The 24,478-nt window shown below is 40.9% G+C and carries 25 protein-coding genes; 11 read left to right on the top strand and 14 right to left on the bottom strand.

Annotation, left to right across the window (positions count from 1 at the left end):
• Window positions 1-54 precede the first annotated feature (54 nt).
• Window positions 55-1,500: a UDP-N-acetylmuramoyl-L-alanyl-D-glutamate--L-lysine ligase gene (locus HMPREF2979_RS05555; protein WP_070655567.1), complete on the top strand. Its 1,446-nt coding sequence runs from the start codon at window positions 55-57 to the stop codon at window positions 1,498-1,500.
• Window positions 1,501-1,562: 62 nt separating this feature from the next.
• Here the strand turns inward: HMPREF2979_RS05555 and HMPREF2979_RS05560 are convergent, their stop codons facing one another.
• The 12 genes from HMPREF2979_RS05560 to HMPREF2979_RS05615 form a co-directional block, all read right to left on the bottom strand.
• Window positions 1,563-2,795 carry a lipid II:glycine glycyltransferase FemX gene (locus HMPREF2979_RS05560; protein WP_070655568.1) on the bottom strand — a complete coding sequence of 411 codons (1,233 nt, stop codon included), beginning with the start codon at window positions 2,793-2,795 and terminating at the stop codon, window positions 1,563-1,565.
• Window positions 2,796-3,088: 293 nt separating this feature from the next.
• Window positions 3,089-3,652, bottom strand: a complete 564-nt coding sequence (locus HMPREF2979_RS05565) for an LOG family protein (protein WP_048674278.1) — start codon at window positions 3,650-3,652, stop codon at window positions 3,089-3,091.
• 64 nt (window positions 3,653-3,716) lie between these two features.
• Complete coding sequence (rbfA, locus tag HMPREF2979_RS05570) at window positions 3,717-4,070, bottom strand: 30S ribosome-binding factor RbfA (protein WP_002883798.1); 354 nt, start codon at window positions 4,068-4,070, stop codon at window positions 3,717-3,719.
• 95 nt (window positions 4,071-4,165) lie between these two features.
• On the bottom strand, window positions 4,166-7,000 hold the full coding sequence (gene infB / locus HMPREF2979_RS05575) for a translation initiation factor IF-2 (protein ID WP_070475562.1): 2,835 nt from the start codon (window positions 6,998-7,000) through the stop codon (window positions 4,166-4,168).
• Between the two features lie 18 nt (window positions 7,001-7,018).
• On the bottom strand, window positions 7,019-7,321 hold the full coding sequence (locus HMPREF2979_RS05580; RefSeq protein ID WP_002883776.1) for a YlxQ-related RNA-binding protein: 303 nt from the start codon (window positions 7,319-7,321) through the stop codon (window positions 7,019-7,021).
• Window positions 7,314-7,610, bottom strand: coding sequence for an RNase P modulator RnpM (gene rnpM / locus HMPREF2979_RS05585; RefSeq protein WP_002883779.1), 297 nt, complete (start codon window positions 7,608-7,610; stop codon window positions 7,314-7,316). Before rnpM ends, HMPREF2979_RS05580 begins: the two co-directional genes overlap by 8 nt.
• Before the next feature lie 20 nt (window positions 7,611-7,630).
• Window positions 7,631-8,830: a transcription termination factor NusA gene (nusA, locus tag HMPREF2979_RS05590; protein ID WP_070475559.1), complete on the bottom strand. Its 1,200-nt coding sequence runs from the start codon at window positions 8,828-8,830 to the stop codon at window positions 7,631-7,633.
• Between the two features lie 65 nt (window positions 8,831-8,895).
• Entirely contained in the window at window positions 8,896-9,369 is a 474-nt protein-coding gene (rimP, locus tag HMPREF2979_RS05595) for a ribosome maturation factor RimP (RefSeq protein WP_070655570.1), read from the bottom strand.
• 152 nt (window positions 9,370-9,521) lie between these two features.
• Entirely contained in the window at window positions 9,522-10,775 is a 1,254-nt protein-coding gene (gene brpA / locus HMPREF2979_RS05600) for a glycopolymer--peptidoglycan transferase LytR (RefSeq protein WP_014633909.1), read from the bottom strand.
• An 8-nt stretch (window positions 10,776-10,783) separates the two neighbouring features.
• Window positions 10,784-11,305, bottom strand: coding sequence for a GNAT family N-acetyltransferase (locus HMPREF2979_RS05605; RefSeq protein ID WP_070655572.1), 522 nt, complete (start codon window positions 11,303-11,305; stop codon window positions 10,784-10,786).
• Entirely contained in the window at window positions 11,298-11,741 is a 444-nt protein-coding gene (tsaE, locus tag HMPREF2979_RS05610) for a tRNA (adenosine(37)-N6)-threonylcarbamoyltransferase complex ATPase subunit type 1 TsaE (protein WP_070655574.1), read from the bottom strand. The genes HMPREF2979_RS05605 and tsaE overlap by 8 nt, the downstream gene beginning before the upstream one ends.
• Window positions 11,742-12,015: 274 nt before the next feature.
• Window positions 12,016-13,437, bottom strand: a complete 1,422-nt coding sequence (locus HMPREF2979_RS05615) for an NCS2 family permease (protein WP_070655576.1) — start codon at window positions 13,435-13,437, stop codon at window positions 12,016-12,018.
• Window positions 13,438-13,645: 208 nt separating this feature from the next.
• Here HMPREF2979_RS05615 and HMPREF2979_RS05620 point away from each other — a divergent pair, with 208 nt between their 5' ends.
• The gene (locus HMPREF2979_RS05620) at window positions 13,646-14,458 is read left to right on the top strand and encodes an HAD family hydrolase (protein ID WP_070655578.1); all 813 of its coding nucleotides are present in this window, start codon (window positions 13,646-13,648) and stop codon (window positions 14,456-14,458) included.
• Window positions 14,459-14,502: 44 nt separating this feature from the next.
• On the opposite strand, the gene HMPREF2979_RS05625 is transcribed toward HMPREF2979_RS05620, so the two are convergent.
• A complete protein-coding gene (locus HMPREF2979_RS05625; protein WP_037599032.1) occupies window positions 14,503-15,234 on the bottom strand; it encodes a cyclase family protein in 732 nt (243 codons plus the stop codon).
• 386 nt (window positions 15,235-15,620) lie between these two features.
• On the opposite strand from HMPREF2979_RS05625, the gene HMPREF2979_RS05630 reads away from it, so the two are divergent.
• The 9 genes from HMPREF2979_RS05630 to serS all read left to right on the top strand — a co-directional run bounded on the left by HMPREF2979_RS05630 (window position 15,621) and on the right by serS (window position 23,782).
• On the top strand, window positions 15,621-16,628 hold the full coding sequence (locus HMPREF2979_RS05630) for a PTS sugar transporter subunit IIB (protein WP_048674285.1): 1,008 nt from the start codon (window positions 15,621-15,623) through the stop codon (window positions 16,626-16,628).
• Between the two features lie 17 nt (window positions 16,629-16,645).
• Window positions 16,646-17,446, top strand: a complete 801-nt coding sequence (locus HMPREF2979_RS05635) for a PTS mannose/fructose/sorbose transporter subunit IIC (RefSeq protein WP_002886606.1) — start codon at window positions 16,646-16,648, stop codon at window positions 17,444-17,446.
• Window positions 17,447-17,461: 15 nt separating this feature from the next.
• The gene (locus HMPREF2979_RS05640) at window positions 17,462-18,376 is read left to right on the top strand and encodes a PTS system mannose/fructose/sorbose family transporter subunit IID (RefSeq protein WP_002889984.1); all 915 of its coding nucleotides are present in this window, start codon (window positions 17,462-17,464) and stop codon (window positions 18,374-18,376) included.
• A 12-nt stretch (window positions 18,377-18,388) separates the two neighbouring features.
• Window positions 18,389-18,775, top strand: coding sequence for a DUF956 family protein (locus HMPREF2979_RS05645; RefSeq protein ID WP_070655580.1), 387 nt, complete (start codon window positions 18,389-18,391; stop codon window positions 18,773-18,775).
• Between the two features lie 265 nt (window positions 18,776-19,040).
• The gene (locus HMPREF2979_RS05650; RefSeq protein WP_064524531.1) at window positions 19,041-20,033 is read left to right on the top strand and encodes a PTS sugar transporter subunit IIB; all 993 of its coding nucleotides are present in this window, start codon (window positions 19,041-19,043) and stop codon (window positions 20,031-20,033) included.
• Between the two features lie 67 nt (window positions 20,034-20,100).
• On the top strand, window positions 20,101-20,916 hold the full coding sequence (locus HMPREF2979_RS05655; RefSeq protein WP_002883747.1) for a PTS mannose/fructose/sorbose transporter subunit IIC: 816 nt from the start codon (window positions 20,101-20,103) through the stop codon (window positions 20,914-20,916).
• Between the two features lie 14 nt (window positions 20,917-20,930).
• Window positions 20,931-21,842, top strand: coding sequence for a PTS system mannose/fructose/sorbose family transporter subunit IID (locus tag HMPREF2979_RS05660; protein ID WP_070655582.1), 912 nt, complete (start codon window positions 20,931-20,933; stop codon window positions 21,840-21,842).
• 78 nt (window positions 21,843-21,920) lie between these two features.
• The gene (locus HMPREF2979_RS05665; RefSeq protein ID WP_002883765.1) at window positions 21,921-22,295 is read left to right on the top strand and encodes a DUF956 family protein; all 375 of its coding nucleotides are present in this window, start codon (window positions 21,921-21,923) and stop codon (window positions 22,293-22,295) included.
• 209 nt (window positions 22,296-22,504) lie between these two features.
• Complete coding sequence (gene serS / locus HMPREF2979_RS05670; protein ID WP_022495831.1) at window positions 22,505-23,782, top strand: serine--tRNA ligase; 1,278 nt, start codon at window positions 22,505-22,507, stop codon at window positions 23,780-23,782.
• Between the two features lie 34 nt (window positions 23,783-23,816).
• Here the strand turns inward: serS and HMPREF2979_RS05675 are convergent, their stop codons facing one another.
• Window positions 23,817-24,446 carry a ribonuclease P gene (locus HMPREF2979_RS05675; protein ID WP_070655583.1) on the bottom strand — a complete coding sequence of 210 codons (630 nt, stop codon included), beginning with the start codon at window positions 24,444-24,446 and terminating at the stop codon, window positions 23,817-23,819.
• Between the last annotated feature and the right edge of the window lie 32 nt (window positions 24,447-24,478).

The following is a 24,478-nucleotide window of genomic DNA, read 5'->3' on the forward strand; positions in this document are numbered from 1 at the left end:
TAAACTTTTGGCTGTGACTTGTAAAACAAGAACATTAAGGCTAAAATAGGAACTATGATTACTATTGAACAAGTTTTAGAGGTTCTTAAAAAGGACCATAATTTTAGAGATATTATCGACCAAGACAACTACTACTATTCATGGACTGGGGTGACTTTTGATCATCTTTCTTATGATAGTCGTGATGTCACACCATCGTCCCTCTTCTTTGCCAAAGGAGCTGCTTTCAAGCCCGAATTTTTAGAGAATGCTGTCAAAGCTGGCTTAAGTTTCTACGTGGCTGAAAAAGATTATCAAGTGGGAATTCCTGTCATTATCGTATCAGATATCAAGCAGGCTATGAGCCTCGTTGCTCAGGCCTTCTACCAATACCCTCAAGACAAGCTTAAATTGCTGGCCTTTACTGGGACAAAAGGGAAAACAACAGCAGCCTACTTTGCCTTCAATATTCTCAAGCAAAGTCATAAACCTGCTATGCTTTCAACCATGAACACAACACTAGACGGAAAAACCTTCTTCAAGTCTACCTTAACAACACCTGAGAGTTTGGACCTTTTCCGTATGATGGCTGAAGCTGTTGCTAATGACATGACCCATCTGATTATGGAAGTCTCAAGTCAAGCCTATCTGACAAAGCGTGTCTATGGATTGACTTTTGATGTAGGTGTCTTTCTTAACATCAGCCCAGACCATATTGGACCTATTGAACACCCAACCTTTGAAGACTACTTCTACCATAAGCGTCTCCTCTTGGAAAACAGTCGAGTTGTTATTGTTAATAGCGGTATGGATCACTTTGATTTTATCGCTGAGGAAGTTGCGGATAAAGAGCATGACTTCTATGGTAAAAACTCTGACAATGCTGTTAAACATGGCTCAGGTTTTAGCTTTAAGGCAAGTGGAAAATTAGCCGGTGACTATGATATCCAACTTATCGGTGACTTCAACCAGGACAATGCTATGGCTGCTGGTCTGGCCTGCCTACGTCTTGGAGCTAGCCTTCAAGACATCAAGGAAGGAATCGCTCAAACTTCTGTTCCAGGGCGTATGGAGGTTCTAACTCAAACTAATGGGGCTAAGACATTTGTTGACTATGCTCACAATGGGGATAGCCTAGATAAGCTCTTACAAGTCGTAACCAGCCATCAAGATGGTCGTATTAGTCTAATTCTAGGGGCTCCAGGAAATAAAGGTGAAAGTCGTCGTAAAGACTTTGGACATGTCCTCAATACCTACCCTGATGTTGATGTCATCCTAACAGCCGATGATCCTAACAAGGAGGATCCTCTTGCTATCTGTCAGGAAATTGCTAGTCACATCAGTCGCGAGGTTCGTATCATTGTTGATCGAGAGGAAGCTATTAAAACAGCAATGTCTGAGACTACAGACTCCAAGGATGCTGTGGTTATTGCTGGTAAAGGTGCCGATGCCTTCCAGATTGTAAATGGTAAACGCGATAACTATGCTGGCGATATTGAAGTCGCTAAGAAATATTTGTAAACAACAAAAAGTCAATTGAGGTTAAATTCGTTACCTCAATTGACTTTTTTCTATACAAGGAACTAGTCTTTACCTAGTGTCTTCTTAAAAATATCATAGAAAGGATTCAGGGTTTTATCAAAAGAGCCAACAAGAGTCTCGAGTTGCCCACCAAACTGACGCTTGAAGTTAAAATTCCCTTTTCCAGCACTTGCCGCTTCAGTTTCGATTGTCCCATAAAAATTAAACCGTTCTTTTCCCTCATGCTTAGCATATTGTAGCATTTCCCAATGAAGAAGAACTGCCCCACCAAAATTAAGATAGGCTTCATCATTCCCACCGTAAAAGCTGACGACTTCTGGACCATAATCCATAAAAAGATAAGCCGAAAGAGGTAATTTGTCACCAGTGACTTGGTAGGTCTTAAATTGCTCTAAACGTTTATAGTAACTTCTAAGCTGATCTTCGGCATCCGCAATCTGACCCTTGGTTCGTTTTTTCTGTGGGCCATCTTTTAAAGCCTGAATCTTAGCTTCAAAAGATTTAATATTCTCATCAAGATAAGCCAAATAAGCTGGACAATCCAAATAAGCCAACATAAACTTTGCAGATTCTCCAAAGTTCCTCTTCAAATCTTGGAAATAGGTCAATGGATGAACTGAAAATCCTTTTCTCTCTGCTGTCCGAACTAGGATGTCATAAAACTGATTGAGATTGTCCTCACGTAGTTCTTCAACTTTGACATTCAAAGCAGTGAATTTTTTTAAATCTCGCTTCAAAGATGGTGAAAAAGCTGCGAGCATCTCATCAGAAGTCGTAAAGGTATCAATTGGTTTTACAAACATCTGATTAACAACTAGGGCCTGTTCTGGATCTAAATACTGCTCAAAACCTAATTTTTCAAATACCTTGGAGACCTCATCAGCCTTTTCTTCTTCAATGATTTCAAGTTCTTCATTCCTAATAAGATCGGTAAGATAGGGATGGATAGAAAGTGATGCAATATTTTTCTTTTTTAAGTAGAGTATCAAGGCCTCTAGAAGGTCTGTCAAATCAGCTATAGAATTGTAATCTAGCAAGGGTCCATGAAACAAGAGAGCTTTTCTAAAGATACGAAAGCTTCTTCTATAGACAACGATGGCTTGACCTATCCGCAGGCCATCCCTTTCAAAAACCAGAGCCTCTACTTCTCCGATATGATTACGGCTTAGCTGAAGCTTAGCCATCTCAGCTGACTGTAAAAAGTTGGCATCTTTATAGTTTGTCTGTGTTTTTTGATAGTCATCAAAACTCACATGTTTAACCATAATAGACATACTTATCATTCCTTCCATTTCATCCTATATCCCACATTCCCCATAAAAATAAATGATTGGCAAAGTTTTCCTAACCAAGTGGGGTACTAAGTATTCATGGATATTACTCACAGATGATGAGGAAAATTTGTTAAATGATTAAATTTACAAACACTATTATATACAAATCCACCATTTTTGTTAAGGTTTTTTTAGTTAATTTTCTGAAATTTAAAAGAAAAAAATAATTACTAACGTCTCTCCATCAAAAAAGCTCTCCTTTTAAACTTAGAGAGCTAACCTATCATATAAAGTTACCGATAACGTCTCAATTGAGGTGGTTCATAAGACTGGACAAAAGCTGCAATTTCTGAAAAATCATCTGTAAAGAGGAATTTTGCTGCTGTTTCAGCCTCCAAAAAATCATGAGCAACCATGGTATCTAACATCGTTTTCATAGCATCATAATAGCCATTGAGATTGAAGAAAACACAGGGTTTGTCCAATTTACCGACTCGAGCAGCTGCAATAGCTTCAGAGATTTCTTCCAGTGTCCCTAGACCTCCTGGAAGGGCGATAAAGAGATCTCCTTGCTCTAGCATAGCAGTCTTTCGTTCTGCCATAGTTTCTACTATGGTCATTGAGGTTAACCCCTCATAAGCTATCTCCCTATCTTTGAGGAATTGTGGCATAATGCCATGAGCCTGTCCACCATTTTCCAAAACCGTATCACCAAGAACTCCCATAAGTCCCATCTTACTGCCACCATAGACTAGGGTATGCCCATTTTTAGCAATCCACTGACCCAAGGCAATCGTTGCTTTCTTAAAGCTAGGATTATCACCCATATTAGCACCCAAATAGACCGTTACTTTCATTGAAGTCCTCCTTTTTATTCTATTATAACGCAAAATTCCTGCCATAACTGACAGGAATTTTTTCTTAGTCTTTACGCTCTAAATTACGAAGCATTTCATCAATTTTATTACCGTATTCGATAGACTCATCCTTAATGAAGGTCAAATCCGGAATCTTATACATGGTCAATTTTTTACCAAGTTCACGCTTGATTGTCCCAGTAGCCTTTTCAAGACCAGTTTGTGCTTTTTGGTTATCTGAGGCCAAGGTTGAATGAATAGTGTAAAAAATCTTAGCAGCTGACAAATCACCAAGCATCTGTACATCTGTGATAGTGACATCTTGCACACGTGGGTCACGAACTTTCTTTTGAAGAATTTCATTGACCTCACGTTTGATTTCCATACCAACACGGTCTACACGAAATGAATTTCCCATAGTCTTATCCTTTCTCTCTTATTATGATGGAACAAAAGCCAGGCCAGATGACCTAGCTTTGTCTCCTAAGTAAGCTTTCTTAAAAGCTAACAAAATTAACGTTTAATTTCTTCCATAATGTAAGCTTCGATAACGTCATCAACTTTAATATCGTTATAGTTTTCAATCATCAAACCACCCTCTTGAGCGTTTCCGACTTCTTTAACGTCATCTTTAAAGTGTTTCAAGCTTGCCAATTTACCATCAAAAATAACGACACCATCACGAATCACACGGGCACTTGAATCACGAGTGATTTTACCACTAGTAACCATGAATCCACCGATTGTTCCGACTTTAGAAACTTTGAAGGTTTCACGGATAATAGCTTCACCAATGACTTTTTCTTCAAATTCAGGATCAAGCATCCCTTTCATGGCATCTTCGATTTCTTCGATAACCTTGTAGATGATGCTGTGAAGACGAATTTCAACTTCATCAGTTTCCGCTTGTTGACGTGCTTGTGGTGTAGGACGAACGTTAAATCCGATAACGACAGCATCCGAAGCTTCCGCAAGAGTAATATCAGATTCGTTGATAGCACCTACTGCTGAGTGAACAACATTAACACGAACACCCTCAACATCAATCTTAAGAAGTGATGCTGCCAAGGCTTCAACAGAACCTTGCACGTCGGCCTTGATGATAACATTAACAGTCTTCAATTCACCAGCTTTAAGGGTATCAAAGAGGTTATCAAGACTAACACGATGTGTTTGTTGACGTTGTTTCATAAGGGCACGTTTGGCACGTTCTTCACCGGCTGCACGAGCTGCTTTTTCGTCTTCATAAACGGCAAAATGGTCACCTGCCATAGGCGCTTCGTTCAAACCAGTAATTGAAACTGGTGTTGATGGTGCTGCAGTCTTAATACGACGACCAAGGTCATTGGTCATAGCACGGACACGTCCGAAGGTATTACCAACAACGATTGGGTCTTGAACATGCAAGGTACCTTGTTGAACAAGGAGGGTTGCAACCGCACCTTTACCTTTATCCAAACGCGCTTCAATAACGGTTCCGATGGCACGAACTGTTGGGTCAGCTTTAAGTTCTTCCACTTCAGCCACAAGAAGAACTGTTTCAAGCAATTCTTCAATATTTTGACCAAACTTCGCTGAAATTTCAACGAATTCGCTATCGCCACCCCATGCTGTTGAGATAACGCCATGCTCTGCCAATTCACCGATTACACGCTCTGGGTTAGCACCTGGTTTATCAATCTTGTTAATCGCAACAATGATTGGAACACCAGCAGCCTTAGAGTGGTTGATGGCTTCAATAGTTTGTGGCATAACACCGTCATCCGCAGCTACAATCAAGATAGTAATATCTGTAACAGAAGCACCACGGGCACGCATAGATGTAAAGGCCGCGTGTCCTGGAGTATCAAGGAAGGTGATTTTCTTACCACCCTCTTCAATTTGGTAGGCACCAATATGCTGTGTGATACCACCAGCTTCTCCAGTCGCAACACGTGAGTTACGAAGGGTATCAAGAAGGGTTGTTTTACCATGGTCAACGTGTCCCATAATAGTAACAACTGGTGCACGTTCTACCATAGCATCTTTATTGAGGTAGTCTTCGTCAACAAAGAAACGTTCGATATCAGCATTATCGACTTCTTCTTTCTTGGTTGCCTCAATACCGTAGTCAACCATCAACAACTCAATAGTATCCCCATCAAGAGATTGGTTCTGAGTTGCCATAACACCCATCATGAAGAGTTTCTTAACGATTTCAGCTGGCTCACGTTTAATACGTTTTGCGATTTCTGCAACCGTCATGCCTTCAGTATATTCAAATTCTTTTGGTAATTCATGGAATTTACGCTCTGTTACTGGTTTTGGAGCTGAATTACCACGGTTATTTTTACCTTTTTTATTTTTGTTTTTATTCCAGTTACTATTTCGTTGATTTCTCACTTGGTTTTGATTATTCCACTTATTATTTCTTGTTTGCTTAGGTCCATCTTCATTCTCGCGACGATTATCACGTGATTTATCTGGACGTGCCTTTTTACGACGTGTATCTTGTGCTTGTGCAGCTGGAGCTGGTTGAGCAGCCGGTGCTGGTTTTGGAGCTGGCTTAGCTTCAGCAACTGCTTTTTGAGCAGCGACTTCAGCCTGTTGTTTTTCTTTTCTTGCCTTTTCCTGTTCTTTCGCACGGCGTTGCTCTGCAGCTTTTTCTTCACGGAAGCGTGTTTCACTTTGACGTGAATATTCTGCATTTTGCTCTGCTTTCAAGGCTGCTGCACGCGCTTTAAAGTCAATACGTGGACCTGCCTGATTGTTGCGGGCAGTATCGTTACGTTTATTTCGACCCTGATTATTGCGCTGTTTACCTTGGAAATTACGGTCACGATTACTATTGTTATCGCGGTTCCCATTGTTACGGTTTCCTTGACCATTTCCATTTTGGTTGCGACGATCATTATTCTGACGCTTACCTTGATCGTTTCCTTGTTGATTTCGATTACGATTACGGTTGTCACGGCCTCCGCCATTTTGACGACGCTCTGCTTCTGCCTTGGCACGTGCTTCACGTTCTGCCTTAAAATTACGGCTTTGTGGTTTTTTCGGAGTCGCAGGGGCTTCTTTGACTTCAGCCTTCGATGCTTCTTTAGCTGGAGCTGATTTGGCAACAGGTGCCTTATCAACCTTAGGCGCTACCTTTTCCTCTTTAGGAGTTGGTGTCGCTTTAGGAGCTGGCTTGCTTTCAGCCTTAGCTGTTCCCCCTTTTAAACTTGAAGTGATACGATTAGCATCAGCTTCTTCAACTGATGAGGAGTGGCTCTTCACAGAAAGACCAAGTTCTTGAGCTTTTGCAACAACAACCTTGCTTTCTACACCAACCTCTTTTGCGATTTCATATAATCGTTTCTTTGACACGTGATGTCCTCCTATTCTTTAGTCCATAAGAGTCCTCATTTTCTTTGAAAATCCAGCATCAACTACAGCAACCGTTTTTCTTGGTTTACCAATAGCCATGCTTAATTCCAGTGCGTTAAACACTGTGGAGACTTCTATATTATAGTAGTTACATTTATCAGTCGTCTTTTTAGTCACGTTACTACCAGCATCATTGGCAAGAAAAACTAGTCTCGCCTGCCCTGATTGAACTGCCTTGATGACAAGTTCTTCGCCAGAAATAAGTTTTCCAGCTCTTTGTGCCAGTCCTAACATATTTGACAATTTTTCTGTGTTATTCAAGACCTAACTCTCTTCTTTTGACCTTGTGATCCACATAAGCAATAAGTTCATCATAAAAACTTTCAGGAACATCCATTGAGAAACTATGGTTAAAAGCACGTTTCTTTTTAGCTTGGAGAGCTTCTTCATTATCTAGTTTAATGTAAGCACCTCGGCCATTTTTCTTTCCTGTTGGATCAATGAAAATCTCACCATCTTTAGTTTTTACAATGCGGAGCAAATCACGTTTATCAATGATTTCTCCTGAGACAACTGATTTGCGTAAAGGTATTTTTCGTGTTTTAGCCATCAAACACCTCTATGTTCTTCTTATTCTTTTTCTGTTGTTTCAGTTACTTCTTCTGTTGTGACTTCAACAGGTGTAGCATCTTCTGCAACAATCTCGTCAACAACTTCCTCAGTAGCAGCCTCAGCTTTTTCAGCTTCGAGTGCTTCATATTCAGAAGCTGACTTGATGTCAATACGGTAACCAGTCAAATGAGCTGCCAAACGAACGTTTTGTCCACGACGACCAATTGCAAGAGATAATTTGTTATCTGGTACAACTACTGTCGCACGTTTGCTATCATCTTCGTCAAAGAGAACATAGTCCACTTCCGCGGGTGCAATAGCATTGTAGATAAATTCAGCTGGATCTTCAACCCATTGAATAACGTCAATATTTTCCTCAACAGGAACTTCAATTCCTGTCTTAGCATCCAAACGTGTTGGGTGGAAACGGCTGACAACTTTCTTGATGTTGCTTCCACCACGACCAACGATAGTACCAATAGCATCAACGTTAGGGTTGTGACTGCGAACAGCAACTTTGGTACGATCACCAGCTTCACGAGACACACTCATGATTTCTACAGTTCCATCAAATACTTCAGGAATTTCTTGTTCCATGATACGTTTGATGAATTCTGGATGGCTACGGCTTACAAAGACGTTAACACCTTTAGGGTTGTTTTCAACTTTATAAACATAAACATCGATGACGTCGTGTGACTTAAAGCTTTCGCCAGGAATTTGGTCTTGGCGTGACAATTGAGCTTCGAGCGTTCCAAGATTCACATAAATGAAACGTTGGTCAAAGCGTTCAACTGTTCCTTGCATGATTTCACCTTCATGTTGCTTATAATCATTATAAGTGATTTCACGCATCTGCTTGCGCATCTTTTCCATAATGGTTTGTTTGGCAGATTGCGCTGCAACACGGCCAAATTCATCGACTGACTCTTCAAAACGAATCTTGTCACCAAGCTCGTAAGCAGAGCTGATAGCAAGGGCATCTTTCAAGCTAATTTCCAAACGACTATCAAAGACTTCGTCTACAACTTCACGAACGGTATAAACTTGAAAATCACCTGTTTTTTCATTAAATTCAACTACAGCTGATTCTGACTGACCATAACGACGCTTGTAGGCTGACTTAAGCGATTCAACCACGGCATCAATGATGTCTTCCTTGTTAATGTGTTTTTCTTCTTCCAAGACACGGAAGGCTTCTAGCATTTCTTTGCTCATATTCTTTGTTGTTTTAGCCTCTAAAGGCTAAAACTGGCATCCTTTCTTTATTTACACTAAGAGTTTTAGAGTTTGACTGCCAAACGAGCTTTAGCAACTGTTTGATAGGGAATCTCAACAGTTTTATGGCGAGTCTTATCAAGGTAATCAATTGTTAGGGTTTCCCCATCAAAGGCCACCAAGTCACCTTGGAAAATCTTGATCTTATCAATAGCCTTGTAAAGACTAACATTGATATACTGACCAACAGCATTTGTCAAAGCTTCTTTGGTTTTTAAGGGACGCTCTAACCCTGGACTAGAAACTTCCAGCACGTATTGATCCGGGAAAGGATCAGGCTGAATAGTATCCAAGAGGGGACTGATAATTTCAGTCAAGTCTGCAGTATCTTCTACAGTAATACCTCCTGGCTTATCAATCAAAACTGACAAGACATAGTCACCGCCAAGCTTTTCGTACTCGATATCGACCAGTTCGTATGGCTCAGGAATAGCTGGAGCTACGACTGCCGTCACGAGATCAATAATTTTTTGCGACATTATGACCTCCTTACACACACAAGAGACGAAGTTTCTACTCCGCCTCTCTTTCGTTATTTTCCTATATTATAGCATAGCTCAAAAGCCATTGCAAGGAATAACCATATTGCTATCATTTCATAACAAAAAGGTTGGGAATCACCCAACCTTATTTATTGCGTCGCTGGAACAGTGCTATAAGTAGTTACACCCGATCCATTATTATTGTATGTAGGGGTTGTCGTACCTTGTTCCTGAACATAATTACCTGTGTTTTCACTATAGTTATTGCTATAGGTAGTACCTCCATTGTAGGTACTTACCGATCCACCACCAGCTGCCTCAGATGTCCCAGCCTCATAATTTGAAGAAGCTTCACTCGAAGCCGCACTTCCTTTAGAATTAACGAAATCATCTGAGCCATAGTTAGAGCTACCAGAACCATAGAGAACCAAACTAGTCTTAAGATTAGATTCAGAAACTTTCTTCTTACCGACTTCCTTCTTAATACGGTTTTGTACCTTAAGAATATCCTCAGTTGAAGCTACTTGATAACTTCCACCATTGATCATGGCATCCGAACCAGCCAATTGGTAGGACTTAATATTTTTAAGGGCATCACTATAACCCATCAAGCTACGCAAAGTATTGGTATCACCAAGATCGATACTGGTTTGAACATTTGAACTTACAGCCGACAAAATTTTCTTGTAAGAACCAATAGAGTCCATCTTCAATAGCTTAGCTACAACCTTTTGAATAACCTCACGTTGACGTTTTTGACGACCATAGTCACCATCAGGGTCATCGTAACGCATACGTGAATAGACTAAAGCTTGCTCACCATTGATTTTATGGGTTCCGGGCTCAACTTTTGCCTGAAATTCAGGTTCATTTTCTGCAATCGAAATTGGAAAATCAAAATGATTCGTTACCTCAATACCACCAACAGCATCTACCAAATCAATCATACCCTGCATATTAATCAGTGCATAATAGTCAATATCAATATCTAAAACCTTTTGAATGGTTGAAATAGCCAAGTCAGCACCACCCTCAGCATATGCTGAATTTAGTTTTGCTTCACCCGACCCCTCAATATCTGTCAAAAGGTCACGTTCCAAACTGGTCATGGTTGTTTTCTTAGTCTTAGGGTTCACTGTTACCAAAATCATGGTATCAGAGTTTCCTTCCCAGGTTTCCTTACGTTCTTTGGATCCTGTATCTACCCCCATCAAGAGAATAGTTATAGGCTTAGTCTGTTGAATAGCCTTACTATTCCCTGAAGTTGCTTTAGAAGCCCTAAACGTTTTTGACAATTCGCCTGTGGCGTAATTATAAGTTGTCGTTAGGTAAATACCAGCAGCTACTACTGTCGTTGCAAAAATCGCCAACAACATCAATAAAATTTTTCGTCCAAGTTTCATGTTTTTTCCTAATCTATGAGTTTAGCCATAAGGTAAACATCTAGAAATTCTCCATTTTTAGTTCTTGCACCACGTTTCTTAGTGCCTTCAATGTCAAATCCGAATTTTTGATAGAGATGAACCGCCCGTTTATTACGTGCTTGAACCGTCAACTCTAAGCGGCGGATCTCTGGTGTATGGTCTGCCCAGTCAATCATTGTTTCCATAAGAAACTGGCCAACACCATTCCCCCAGTAGGGTTTAGAAACCGCAATAAATACGTCGCCAATATGACTGGTCTTAGTATCTTGATCAGAGGTAACATTACAAACACCAATGACCTCATGACCCAATTTCGCCACCAAACAAATCTCATTAAGCCTATGCTGATGACTTTCAATATAAGTGGCTAACTGTTCAGCACTCAGTATAGAACTTCTATCATCTTGTGCTAGAAAATCCGATTCCAAGGCTACAGTCTCTAGTAAACGAGCTAGAGAGGCAGCATCCTCTCTTTGAGCTTCCTCAATGACTAATTCTTGCTCAGCCATTTATCATTTCCTCCTGAATCTCCTTACTTCTAGGACCGAAAGATTCAAAAAGCAACTGACGTCCATCTCCATGATGAGATATCGAAATTAGGAGATAATCCCCTAACAGACTCTCATCTAGGAGCTCACCCCACTCGATGATTGTCACACCTTCACCATACAGAAAATCATCTAAATCAATAGAATCTGGATCATCACCAATGCGGTAGACATCTAAATGATAGAGTGGCAGTCGCCCCTCATACTCCCTTACAATAGTATACGTTGGACTCTTTATCATCTGTGAAATATCCAAACCTTTGGCAATTCCCTTAGTTAAGGTCGTTTTGCCAGCTCCCAGATCACCTGAGAGAACAATTATATCTCCAGAATCGAGCAGTCGACCTAGCTTTTTGCCGATACTAATCAATTCTTCTTCATTTTGACTGTAAATCATGTTTTCATTATATCAAAAAATAAAAATATGGACTAGAATCCACTGTAAAAATACAGTAGAAACTTATAAATATTGAATCATTTAAGTCAGAAATTAAGATGCTTATTTTAATTTTACATTTATTTTTACCACATCAATCACTCATGAATTAGAAATGGTTTTGTAAAACTTACTATATATTTGAAAGTTAATCAAAAAAACTCTCTTATATTCCTCCAGATAAAAAACGCAAAAGAAAAAGCCTGACAAATGTACAGACTTTTTCTTTCAAGCTTTAGAACACAGCCATACTGATGAAGTTAAGGATAAACAAGATATCCAAAATCCACATAATAAAGTGGACATCCTTAGCTTGACCTTTGACAATTTTGACCAAAGTATAAGTAAGGAACCCAGCTGCGATACCATAGGTAATGCTATATGAGAATCCCATGAAAATAGAAGTGAAGAATGCAGGAATAGCTTCAGACAAGTCTTCCCAATCGACACTCTTAAGGTTAGAGAGCATCATAACACCTACAATAATAAGAATAGGCGCTGTTGCTGCATTAGGAACGATTGATACCACTGGACTAAAGAAACTAGAGATGGCAAAGAGTACAGCAACCACGAGAGCTGTCAAACCAGTACGTCCACCAGCACCAATACCTGCTGCAGATTCAACGTAAGTTGTAACGTTTGAAGTCCCTGCAATGGCACCAATACTTGTACCAACAAGGTCAGAGTATAGGGCACGGTCAAGAGCTTTTGATTCGTTGTTATCACCTGTTGAAGCAATGATACCAACCTTTTCACCAGTACCGATTAAGGTACCGATAGTATCGAAGATATCAGTCAACGAAAAGGCGAGAATAGCCATAAAGACACCAGGCAAACGAGAAACGTCTGCAAAGAGTGAACCCAATCCCTTAGATCCAAGCGCTGCACCAAAGACCTGACCAAGGTCTTTGATAGATGATGTCAAGCTAGCTGCGTGCCAGTCGATGCTTCCAAGATCAACGACACCAGCAAAAATAGCAATGATAGTCGTTACGAGGATTGAAAGCAGAACACCACCACGAATACCTTTAACGATAAAGAAAATCGCGATCGCAAGACCAATCAAACCGACAATAACAGTTGGGTTATTGAAGGCAACCAAACCTGGTGTAGCTGATGATGAAGCTGTAATTGAAGCCTTGGCCATATCAGCACCTTTACCTGCTACAGTGTAGGTATGAGGATTAATTGAGAATTTCAAGAAACCAGCATTTTTAATCCCCACATAGGCAAGGAAAACACCGATACCTGCTGAAATAGCAGATTTGAGGGCTGTTGGGATAGACTCAATGATCATCTTACGTACTTTAGTTACTGTGATAATCAATGAAATAACACCACATAAAAAGACCATTGCTAAGGCCTCTTGCCAAGAGTATCCCAAAGAAAAGACCACTGTATAGGTGAAGAAGGCATTAAGTCCCATACCAGGCGCTTGAGCGTATGGTAGGTTGGCATAAAAGGCCATCATCAATGTCCCTGCAACCGCACCAATAATTGTTGCTAAGAAAACACCTTGTGCAGGCATTCCTGTCTGAGCCAACATCGCTGGGTTAACAAAGAGGATGTAAGACATGGCAAAGAAAGTTGTCAATCCGGCAGTCACTTCTGTGCGGACATCAGTACCATGTTCTTTCAATTTGAAAAACTTTTCCATGAAAGTTTAGACTCCTTAATAAAAAATATTGTCAAAATCCGAATAATTTCGGAACATTCTCACGTAGAATGCAACGTTACTATTCTACATGAAATTATTTGACGGCGCAAGGTTTATTTCCTGAGACTTTTCTTATGAAAAACCGAACGTTCTCAGAAAGCTCTTTCTTAATCACCAACAAAGGACAGATTTTTGCTATAATAGGAACATGACAAAAAAATTGATTGCACTAGATCTTGATGGAACCCTCTTGCGTCCAGATGGAACTATTTCAGAATTTACACAAAAAACAATTAAAGATGTACAAAACAAAGGACACCAAGTCGTTATTGCTACAGGTCGTCCTTATCGTATGGCTATCGACCATTACAAAACACTTGGGTTAGAAACACCACTCATTACCTTTAATGGCTCCTTGACCAATCTTCCAGACCAAGACTGGGCCTATGAGCATTCGGTTAAATTAGACAAAAAATATCTGATTGACCTCCTACAACGACACGATGAGTTAGAAATGGATTTTCTGGCAAGTGAATACCGAAAACATTTCTATATCACTATGAATCACCCAGAACGTATCCAACCACAACTCTTTGGTGTTGATAAAATTATTGAGGCTATGCGTTTAGAACCAACTAAAATCACGCGCAACCCAAATGCTCTTCTTATGCAAACTCGTCACGAAGATAAGTACCAGCTAGCCGATGATATCAAGAAAGACTTCAAGGAAGAAATTGAAGTTGATTCTTGGGGTGGCCCGCTTAATATTTTGGAGTTTTCACCTAAAGGTATTAACAAGGCCTACGCCCTAAACTACTTACTTAAGGCTATGCGCAAATCAACGGATGATCTGATTGCTTTTGGAGACGAACACAACGACACAGAGATGTTGGAACTTGCTAAAACTGGTTATGCCATGAAGAATGCTAGCTCTGTCCTTCTCCCCCACGCTAACGAACAAATTGAGTGGACTAATGAAGAGGATGGCGTTGCTCGCAAACTCCAGGAACTCTTCTTATAAATAACAAAAGACACCGAAAATTTCTTCGGTGTTTTTTCTTATGATTAAGGTAAAATAGCCACTGCACGCACTGGGGAGCCTGTCGCCTTGTCCCAGTGAGGAAATGCAATCGAAATCAAAGCACCAACGGCTGGAACTTGATCCAATTGATTCAAAACTTCTACCTGATAAATGTTTTGTTCCAAGAGGTAGTATTCGTTTACCAAACCATGTTCTGCTGCTGGAATGCCAGCATCTGTATCAAAAGTCTCGTGACCGACAGCCTTAACCTGACGTTCATAAATCAAGAATTCTAGAGCTTCACGGCTCCACCCTGGACTCTGTTGAACCCCATTTTCATCAAGGTTGCGCATAGCATCTTGATCTGGCCAACGCTTCGACCAATCACTACGAAAAGCGACAAAGGCCCCTTCAGTAATTTGTCCATATTCTGCTTCAAAGTCTAAGATATCTTGTTTGCTCAAAATAAAGTTTGGATTGGCAGCAACTTCTTTAGACTTGTCGATAACATAGAGTGGTAAAAGAAGATCTTTGAGGGCAATCTCATCCAACCAACGACCACCTTCTACAAAGTGAATCGGTGCATCAATATGCGTTCCGTATTGACCAACCACTGTAAATTTTTGAACATGGAAACCATCTTTTAATGTAAAAAGGTCTTCTTGTTTCAAGGCTGGGAGAGCTGGAAAGTGTGGACTTTCTGCATTAATTTTGTGGGTCAAGTCAACCCATTTCTTAGATTGCAATTCTTTATAAATACTTAGTAAATCTGATATAAGGAGGTCCTCTTTTCTTATAGATTTAACATTAAACAGTTAATTGACGAAATTATAGCAGCCATTACTAGCTATTACAAGCATTTATCTCATTTTATCATAATCCCATTTCCTCTATTTAAATATAGCTTCAAACTATATCTAACACCTTTTGTCTGATTGTCTGAAAAGAAAGTATATTTGCGATAATTTGATATTTTTTTCAATTTTATGACACTTTTATTACGAAAAGCATTGACAAATCTATGATAACGTTTTACAATTAGATTGTTCTAATTTTCGAGGGACTAAAAAAATATTGTTGTCATTTTCATGTCATGAATGATAATACCAATAATCATTTTTCTATTCCTAAGAAGCAATATATAAAAGGAGGAAGAACACTAATGGGTATCGGTATTATTATTGCTAGCCATGGTAAATTCGCTGAAGGTATTCACCAATCAGGTTCTATGATTTTTGGTGAACAAGAGAAAGTTCAAGTGGTTACTTTCATGCCAAATGAAGGTCCTGACGACTTGTACGCTCACTTCAAAGATGCCATTGCTCAATTTGACGCTGACGACGAAATTCTAGTCCTTGCAGACCTTTGGTCTGGATCACCATTTAACCAGGCAAGCCGAATCAAGGAAGAAAATCCTGATCGCAAGATGGTTATCGTGACAGGACTCAACTTGCCAATGCTTATCCAAGCATATACAGAACGTATGGTAGCTCCTGATGCTGGGGTTGAAGAGATTGTCGCTAACATTTATAAGGAAACAAAAGAAGGCGTTAAAGTCCTTCCAGAAGGCCTTATTCCTGAAGAAGACACTAAACCAGCAGACGCTAAGCCTTCTGTTCCTAAAGGTACCATTCCTGAAGGAACCGTTCTTGGTGATGGAAAAATCAAATACGTTTTGGCTCGTGTTGACACACGTCTCCTCCACGGTCAGGTTGCGACTGGTTGGACTCACTCAACTCACCCAGACCGTATCATCGTTGTTTCAGACACTGTTTGTCATGATAAACTTCGTACAAACATGATTAAACAAGCCGCTCCATCTGGTGTTCAAGTTCACGTTATCCCAATTAAAAACATGGTTAAAGCAAACAATGACCCACGTTTTGGAGATACACGTGCTATGCTTCTCTTTGAATCTGTTGAAGATGCTCTTGCTGCTGTTAAAGCAGGTGTTGATGTTAAAGAAATCAACCTTGGTTCTTCAGCTTATAAAGAAGGAAAAGTCAACGTTACTAAGGCTCTTTCATTTGACCAAACAGATGTGGATGCTATCAAAGAGTTGCAATCATTGGGTGTCAAATTTGACGTTCGTGGGGTGCCAAGTGATAGCCCAGCAAACGTTGATGCCTTGATTAAGTCAGCTGAAACTAAATTAGCAGAGAAGAAATAATTTTGGAGGATGCATAAATGAGTTTAGTACAAATTATTTTAGTCGTAATTGTTGCTTTCATCATCGGTTGTAGCTCAGTTAACGACCAAATCGAAACATACCAACCAGTTGTGGCTTGTTCCCTTATCGGTCTTGTTACTGGTCATCTCGAACTCGGCGTAATGTTGGGTGGTAGCTTACAGTTGATCACTATGGGATGGGCTAACGTTGGTGCTGCCATGGCACCAGATGCCTCACTTGCCGCTGTAGCTTCTACAATCATCCTTATCTTGGGTGGTCAAGGAACTAAAGGGATTGGTCCTGCCATCGCCCTTGCGGTGCCTTTGGCTGTTGCCGGTCTTGCCTTGACAATGGTTGTCCGTACAGCAACTGTCTTCATCGCTCATATTATGGATAGCCGTGCAGAAGCTGCTGATATCGCTGGTGTTGAAAGATGGCACTTTATCGGTATGGCCCTCCAAGGTCTCCGTGTTGCTATCCCTGCCCTCCTCTTGCTCTTGATTCCTGCTCACCTCGTACAATCTGGTCTTGAAGCTATGCCTGAATGGTTAAAATCAGGTATGACAATCGGTGGTGGTATGGTTGTAGCCGTTGGTTATGCCATGGTTATCAACATGATGTCTAGTCGTGAAGTTTGGCCATTCTTCTTCCTTGGTTTTGCTTTGGCTGCCCTCAAAGAGTTGACCTTGATTAGCTTGGGTATCATCGGCCTCTGTCTTGCCGTTATGTACCTTGCGCTTGAAGCTAGTGGTTCAAATGGTTCTTCAAATGATGGAGGATCAGGTGATCCCCTCGGTGAAATTCTGGAAGACTTTTAATTAGGAGGAAAGAAAATGGCTGATTCAAAAATTAAATTAACAAAAGCAGATCGTTTCAAAGCTTTCTTGCGCTCATACTTCCTTTTAGCTTCATTCAACTATGAACGTATGCAAAATGGTGGTGTGGCTTACACCCTTATTCCTGCAATCAAAAAACTTTATCAAACTAAAGAAGAACGTGCTGCTGCGCTTAAGCGTCACTTAGAATTCTTTAATACACAACCTTTCATGGCTAACCCAATCTTTGGGGTTACACTTGCCTTGGAAGAAGAACGTGCCAACGGTGCTGAGATCGATGATGCTGCTATCTCAGGGGTTAAGGTCGGTATGATGGGACCTCTTGCAGGTGCCGGTGACCCTCTCTTCTGGTTTACCCTTCGTCCAATCTTCCTTTCACTAGGAGCAGGTTTGGCTGTTTCAGGTAACGTCCTAGGCCCAATCGTCTTCTTCGTTCTCTGGAACGTCATGGTAGCTGCCGTTAAATGGTACACTCAAGAATTCGGTTACCGTGCTGGTACTGCGATTACAGACGACTTGTCAGGTAACCTTCTTCAACAAGTAACTCGTGGCGCATCAATGATGGGGATGTTCGTTATCGGTTCTCTTATCCAACGTTGGGTAAGCATTACCTTCACACCAGTTGTCTCTGTTGTTAAACAACAAGAAGGCGCTTATATCGATTGGGATAAACTTCCAAAAGGTATTGCTGGTGTTAAAGCAGCCTTCCTAGAACAAGCTGCTGGCAAATCACTCGAAGCCAACAAGGTGACAACATTGCAAGATAACTTGAACCAATTGATTCCTGGTCTTGCTGCCCTTGGTTTGACTTTCCTCTGTATGTACCTTCTTAAGAGAAAAGTTTCTCCAATCGTTATCATTTTGGGTATCTTTGTTCTAGCTATTGTGCTCCACATTATTGGTGTACTCTAATCGGAGCAAGATATGGTTAAATCGCTCAATACCGAAATGGCTCACACAACTAAGGGAACTTGGTTTCGTGAAGGGCCTATTTACGGAAATATCATGGTCGGAGATAAGGCTTTCGAATTTTACAATGATACGAAGTTACAAGACTACGTTCAAATTCCTTGGGATGAAGTCACTTATGTGATTGCTGATGTGTACTTCGGTGGTAAGTTCATCCCACGTTTTGAAATCCGTACTAAGCAAAATGGACGTTTCCGTTTTGCCAGTCGAAAAAGCCGAATAACTTTGAAAGAAATTCAAAAAAGAATTCCTCGAGAAAGTTTAAGAAAAGCACCTAGCTTTATCGCTGTCCTCAAACAAGGATTTAAAAATCTTTTCCGACTCATTGTCAAGAAGAAATAATCTCCGAATATTATAAAAAGATTGTCTGATCTAATGGTTGGGCAATCTTTTTATAATATTTTGCTCATTTTTGAAAGAATTTGACTTCTTTTGAAATTTTTTCTCACTAGCTATTGACATTTGCGTGAAAGCGTTTTACAATATAATTGTTCTTGATTTCTTATGTTTAAAAAGATTGAGAGACGCTTTTTTTAGCGTCTTGATAAAAATCGGAGATAGTCTTTTTAAGCCTAGGAAAAAATAATTTATAAGGAGGAGAACACGAATGGGTATCGGTATTATTATTGCCAGCCATGGTAAGTTCGCTGAAGGAATCCACCAATCAGGCTCTATGATTTTTGGAGACCAAGAGAAAGTTCAAGTCGTAACTTTCATGCCAAGTGAAGGTCCTGATGACTTGTACGCTCACTTCAACGACGCCATTGCACAATTCGATGCTGATGATGAAATTCTTGTTTTGGCTGACCTTTGGTCTGGTTCACCATTTAACCAAGCTAGCCGAATTGCTGGAGAAAATCCAGATCGCAAGATTGCTATCATCACAGGACTTAACTTGCCAATGCTAATCCAAGCATACACTGAACGTATGATGGATGCTAACGCTACTGCAGAGCAAGTTGCTGCTAATATCATCAAGGAAGCTAAGGGTGGTATCAAAGCACTTCCAGAGGAGCTTAATCCAGTTGAGGAAACAACAGCAGCTCCTGTAGAAGCTGCTGCACCTCAAGGAGCTATCCCAGAAGGGACAGTTATCGGAGATGGTAAACTCAAGATTAACTTGGCACGTTTGGACACACGTCTCTTGCATGGTCAGGTAGCAACTAACTGGACACCTGCTTCTAAAGCAGACCGTATCATTGTTGCTTCAGATGACGTTGCTAAAGATGAGCTTCGTAAAGAATTGATCAAACAAGCAGCACCAAATGGGGTTAAAGCAAACGTTGTTCCAATTCAAAAATTGATTGATGCTTCTAAGGACCCTCGCTTTGGTAACACACACGCGCTTATCTTGTTCGAAACTGTTCAAGACGCACTTCGTGCTATCGAAGGTGGCGTGCCAATCAAAGAACTTAACGTTGGTTCTATGGCTCACTCAACTGGTAAAACAATGGTTAACAACGTTTTGTCTATGGACAAAGACGATGTTGCTTGCTTCGAAAAATTGCGTGACCTTGGCGTTGAATTCGACGTCCGTAAGGTACCAAATGATTCTAAGAAAGATTTGTTCGACCTTATCAAAAAAGCTAACGTTCAATAACCTTCATTCGGATAAATTAGTTGATAATCTCAGCTAATCACAACTCAATAGAAAAGGAATTATTACCATGTCAGATATGTCAATTATTTCTGCAATTTTGGTCGTAGTTGTTGCCTTCCTTGCTGGTCTTGAAGGTATCCTTGACCAATTCCAATTCCACCAACCACTTGTTGCATGTACCCTCATCGGTGCTGCTACAGGTAACCTCACTGCAGGTATCATGCTTGGTGGTTCTCTTCAAATGATTGCCCTTGCTTGGGCTAATATCGGTGCCGCTGTCGCTCCTGACGCTGCCCTTGCCTCTGTTGCTGCTGCCATTATTTTGGTTAAAGGTGGTAACTTCACAACTGAAGGTATCGGTGTTGCGACTGCAACAGCTATCCCACTTGCAGTTGCCGGTCTCTTCCTAACTATGCTTGTTCGTACAGCATCTGTTGCCCTTGTTCACGCTGCAGATAAAGCTGCAGAAAGCGGAAACATCGCTGGTGTTGAACGTGCACACTACCTCGCCCTCCTTCTTCAAGGTTTGCGTATCGCTGTGCCAGCTGCCCTTCTTCTTGCTATCCCAGCAGAATCTGTTCAACATGCCCTTGGTTTGATGCCTGACTGGCTCAACCACGGTATGGTTGTCGGTGGTGGTATGGTCGTAGCCGTTGGTTACGCCATGGTTATCAACATGATGGCAACTCGTGAAGTTTGGCCATTCTTCGCCATCGGTTTTGCTTTTGCTGCTATTAGCCAATTGACACTTATCGCTCTTGGTGCTATCGGTGTCGCTATTGCCTTCATCTACCTCAACCTTTCTAAACAAGGTGGCGGAAATGGTGGCGGAACTTCATCTGGTTCAGGCGACCCAATCGGCGATATCTTGGAAGACTACTAGGAAGGGGTGCTCTCATGGCTGAAAAAATTCAATTATCTCAAGCGGATCGTAAAAAGGTTTGGTGGCGCTCACAATTCTTGCAAGGTTCATGGAACTATGAACGTATGCAAAACTTGGGTTGGGCTTACTCACTCATTCCTGCTATTAAAAAACTCTATACTAACAAAGAAGACCAAGCCGCAGCTCTTAAACGTCACTTGGAATTCTTCAATACCCACCCTTACGTAGCTGCTCCTATCATGGGTGTTACCTTGGCTCTTGAAGAAGAAAAAGCTAACGGTACTGACATCGAAGATGCTGCTATCCAAGGGGTTAAAATCGGTATGATGGGACCTCTTGCCGGTATCGGTGACCCTGTTTTCTGGTTCACAGTTCGTCCTATCCTTGGTGCCCTTGGTGCATCATTGGCACAAGCTGGTAACATCGCTGGTCCACTTATCTTCTTCATCGGTTGGAACCTTATCCGTATGGCCTTCTTATGGTACACTCAAGAACTTGGTTACAAAGCAGGTTCAGAAATCACTAAAGACATGTCTGGTGGTATCTTGAAAGATATTACTAAAGGGGCATCAATCCTTGGTATGTTCATCTTGGCTGTCCTTGTTGAACGTTGGGTTTCTATCGTCTTCACTGTAAAACTTCCAGGTAAAGTTTTGTCTAAAGGTGCCTATATCGAATGGCCTAAAGGCAATGTTAGCGGTGACCAACTTAAGACTATCCTCGGCCAAGTTAATGACAAACTTAGCTTCGATAAGATTCAAGTGGATACCCTTCAAAAACAATTGGATTCATTGATTCCAGGTTTGATGGGACTTCTCCTTACTTTTGCATGTATGTGGTTGCTTAAGAAGAAAGTTTCACCAATCACAATCATCATCGGACTCTTTGTAGTTGGTATTGTTGCAAGCTTCTTCGGAATCATGTAAAAAGAGTAAGAGTTTAGCAAAGCTGAACTCTTTTCTTATGCTATAATAAAGGTACTACAATCAAAAAGCGAGATAGATATGGCACAATCACTAAACAAAACAGTTGAACTACATACAACAGGCGTTTCCTACATGGCTATCGGGGGGAAAGTCGGTAAATTTCTAATCGGAGATGTGGCTCTTGAATTCTACCCAGATGTCAATGTCGAGCAATACATTCAAATTCCATGGACTAGCATTACTCAAATCGGTGCGAATGTATCAGGAAAGAGAATTAGCCGTCACTTTGAAGTGTTGACAGACAAGAGCAAATTCCTCTTTGCTTCTAAAGATTCTGGGAAGATTCTAAAAATTGCTAGGGAACACCTTGGCAATGAAAAAGTCGTCAAGCTACCAACTCTCATTCAAACTATTGGGGCTCGACTCAAAGGTTTATTTGCCAAAAAATCATAATTTTTGTATAATATAACAGACGGATAAGTACTAGCTAGACCCTTACAGAAAGCCTGCGGTTGCTGCGAGCAGGTAGGGTTGACCTACGAAATTCTACCGTTTCTAATAATTAAAAACATAAACAAGTGCACTCCTGTGAAGTTGGATGGAACCGTGGCCTATGTCACTCCAACACTTTCACTGGAGTGTTTTACTTTTTGGAGGAACTTATGTTAGATGTAAAACGTATTCGTAACGACTTCGATGCCCTTGCCGAAAAATTGGCTACACGTGGTGTCGCTGCTGAAACTTTAAATGAACTCAAAGAGCTTGATGTTAAACGTCGCGAACTTCTTATCAAATCTGAAGAACTCAAGGCTCAACGTAACATTGCTTCAGATGGTATCGCTCAAGCTAAGCGTAACAAAGAAGATGCTTCCGAACAAATCGCAGCAATGCAAAAAGTCTCTGCAGAAATTAAGGAGATTGATGCAGAACTTGCTGCTATCGATGAGAAGCTTAACGCCATCGTTGTGACACTTCCAAACACACCAAATGACTCTGTTCCAGTAGGTGCTGACGAAGACGAAAACGTAGAAGTTCGTCGTTGGGGAACACCTCGTGAATTTGATTTTGAAGTTAAAGCACACTGGGATCTTGGGGAAGACCTTGGTATCCTAGATTGGGAACGTGGTGCTAAAGTCACTGGTTCTCGCTTCCTCTTCTACAAAGGCCTTGGAGCAAAATTGGAACGTGCAATCTACAACTTCATGTTGGATGAGCACGCTAAAGAAGGTTACACTGAGATGATCACACCTTACATGGTTAACCACGACTCAATGTTCGGTACTGGTCAATATCCAAAATTCAAGGAAGATACTTTCGAGCTTGACGGTACTGACTATGTCCTTATCCCAACAGCCGAAGTTCCTTTGACAAACTACTACCGTGGTGAAATCCTTGATGGTAAAGAATTGCCAATCTACTTCACAGCTATGAGCCCTTCATTCCGTTCAGAAGCTGGTTCAGCTGGTCGTGACACACGTGGTTTGATTCGTCTTCACCAATTCCACAAGGTTGAAATGGTCAAATTCTCAAAACCTGAAAACTCTTATGATGAATTGGAAAAAATGGTAGTTAACGCTGAAAACATTCTTCAAAAACTTAACTTGCCATACCGTGTCATCACTTTGTGTACTGGCGATATGGGATTCTCAGCTGCGAAAACTTACGACTTGGAAGTTTGGATTCCAGCACAAAACACTTACCGCGAAATTTCTTCATGTTCAAACACAGAAGATTTCCAAGCCCGTCGTGCACAAATCCGTTACCGTGACGAAGCCGATGGTAAAGTAAAACTTCTTCACACTCTTAACGGTTCAGGACTTGCTGTTGGACGTACAGTAGCCGCTATCCTTGAAAACTACCAAAACGAAGATGGTTCAGTAACTATCCCTGAAGTTCTTCGTCCTTACATGGGTGGTGCTGAAGTGATTTCACCAAAATAACAAGGAAAATCTCCAGAAAGAACCTGGAGATTTTTTAGTTTTGATTAGCTTCCTCGTAGTATGGTTTCAACTTATAGAATCCATCAGTAAGTTCTTCTACCAATTCTTCCATTGTTTCACTAGCAGTCACTGTCACATCATACTTGACCAACACCTTACGAACTCGACCATCTCTAATTGCTTCTTTAAGCATCTGACGATTCTCTTCCGTTCCTTCCACACGATGACTAACACCATTTTCCTGAGCAAAATAGTATAGAGAGGGTGCAATCGGTAAGTCTAGGACCTTATGTTGCTTAGCTAGAGTGGTATCTGATTTTTTACGTTCGACAAAGCTAACTTCTACTGAAATCCCCCATTTTTCAGGCTGACCATAAAGTCGAATCGCCATGGCAACATCGTCTAAACTATCCTCAGGGGCCCTGTAATAGCACCAAAAGTGTGGCCGGCATATTTGTGCTTGATTAGCCCAATTACTGACACGATCCATCTTAAAGGGTGCCAAACGCTCCTCTAGAAGTTTTGCTAAAGCCTGCATCTCCTTACGAGCTGCTTGACCAAGTGCCTTGAGGTCTTCCATCTCTTCCTTATGTGGGCCCGCTTTTTCAGGTTTGATATACTTAACCCCTTGTTTAGATAAATAAGATTGAATATTTTCTAACATCGTTTTCTCCTTACAATGATAAAAGACCAACC

Source organism: Streptococcus sp. HMSC078H12 (assembly GCF_001814615.1).
Taxonomy (GTDB): Bacteria; Bacillota; Bacilli; order Lactobacillales; family Streptococcaceae; genus Streptococcus; species Streptococcus salivarius_F.

What these genes read in the sequence shown, in the direction of transcription:
- HMPREF2979_RS05555 (WP_070655567.1), top strand. Translation starts at nt 55, where the DNA reads ATGATTACTATTGAACAAGTTTTAGAGGTTCTTAAAAAGGACCATAAT.
- HMPREF2979_RS05560 (WP_070655568.1), bottom strand. Translation starts at nt 2,795, where the DNA reads ATGTCTATTATGGTTAAACATGTGAGTTTTGATGACTATCAAAAAACA.
- HMPREF2979_RS05565 (WP_048674278.1), bottom strand. Translation starts at nt 3,652, where the DNA reads ATGAAAGTAACGGTCTATTTGGGTGCTAATATGGGTGATAATCCTAGC.
- rbfA (WP_002883798.1), bottom strand. Translation starts at nt 4,070, where the DNA reads ATGGGAAATTCATTTCGTGTAGACCGTGTTGGTATGGAAATCAAACGT.
- rnpM (WP_002883779.1), bottom strand. Translation starts at nt 7,610, where the DNA reads ATGGCTAAAACACGAAAAATACCTTTACGCAAATCAGTTGTCTCAGGA.
- nusA (WP_070475559.1), bottom strand. Translation starts at nt 8,830, where the DNA reads ATGAGCAAAGAAATGCTAGAAGCCTTCCGTGTCTTGGAAGAAGAAAAA.
- rimP (WP_070655570.1), bottom strand. Translation starts at nt 9,369, where the DNA reads ATGTCGCAAAAAATTATTGATCTCGTGACGGCAGTCGTAGCTCCAGCT.
- brpA (WP_014633909.1), bottom strand. Translation starts at nt 10,775, where the DNA reads ATGAAACTTGGACGAAAAATTTTATTGATGTTGTTGGCGATTTTTGCA.
- HMPREF2979_RS05605 (WP_070655572.1), bottom strand. Translation starts at nt 11,305, where the DNA reads ATGGCTGAGCAAGAATTAGTCATTGAGGAAGCTCAAAGAGAGGATGCT.
- tsaE (WP_070655574.1), bottom strand. Translation starts at nt 11,741, where the DNA reads ATGATTTACAGTCAAAATGAAGAAGAATTGATTAGTATCGGCAAAAAG.
- HMPREF2979_RS05615 (WP_070655576.1), bottom strand. Translation starts at nt 13,437, where the DNA reads ATGGAAAAGTTTTTCAAATTGAAAGAACATGGTACTGATGTCCGCACA.
- HMPREF2979_RS05620 (WP_070655578.1), top strand. Translation starts at nt 13,646, where the DNA reads ATGACAAAAAAATTGATTGCACTAGATCTTGATGGAACCCTCTTGCGT.
- HMPREF2979_RS05630 (WP_048674285.1), top strand. Translation starts at nt 15,621, where the DNA reads ATGGGTATCGGTATTATTATTGCTAGCCATGGTAAATTCGCTGAAGGT.
- HMPREF2979_RS05635 (WP_002886606.1), top strand. Translation starts at nt 16,646, where the DNA reads ATGAGTTTAGTACAAATTATTTTAGTCGTAATTGTTGCTTTCATCATC.
- HMPREF2979_RS05640 (WP_002889984.1), top strand. Translation starts at nt 17,462, where the DNA reads ATGGCTGATTCAAAAATTAAATTAACAAAAGCAGATCGTTTCAAAGCT.
- HMPREF2979_RS05645 (WP_070655580.1), top strand. Translation starts at nt 18,389, where the DNA reads ATGGTTAAATCGCTCAATACCGAAATGGCTCACACAACTAAGGGAACT.
- HMPREF2979_RS05650 (WP_064524531.1), top strand. Translation starts at nt 19,041, where the DNA reads ATGGGTATCGGTATTATTATTGCCAGCCATGGTAAGTTCGCTGAAGGA.
- HMPREF2979_RS05655 (WP_002883747.1), top strand. Translation starts at nt 20,101, where the DNA reads ATGTCAGATATGTCAATTATTTCTGCAATTTTGGTCGTAGTTGTTGCC.
- HMPREF2979_RS05660 (WP_070655582.1), top strand. Translation starts at nt 20,931, where the DNA reads ATGGCTGAAAAAATTCAATTATCTCAAGCGGATCGTAAAAAGGTTTGG.
- HMPREF2979_RS05665 (WP_002883765.1), top strand. Translation starts at nt 21,921, where the DNA reads ATGGCACAATCACTAAACAAAACAGTTGAACTACATACAACAGGCGTT.
- serS (WP_022495831.1), top strand. Translation starts at nt 22,505, where the DNA reads ATGTTAGATGTAAAACGTATTCGTAACGACTTCGATGCCCTTGCCGAA.
- HMPREF2979_RS05675 (WP_070655583.1), bottom strand. Translation starts at nt 24,446, where the DNA reads ATGTTAGAAAATATTCAATCTTATTTATCTAAACAAGGGGTTAAGTAT.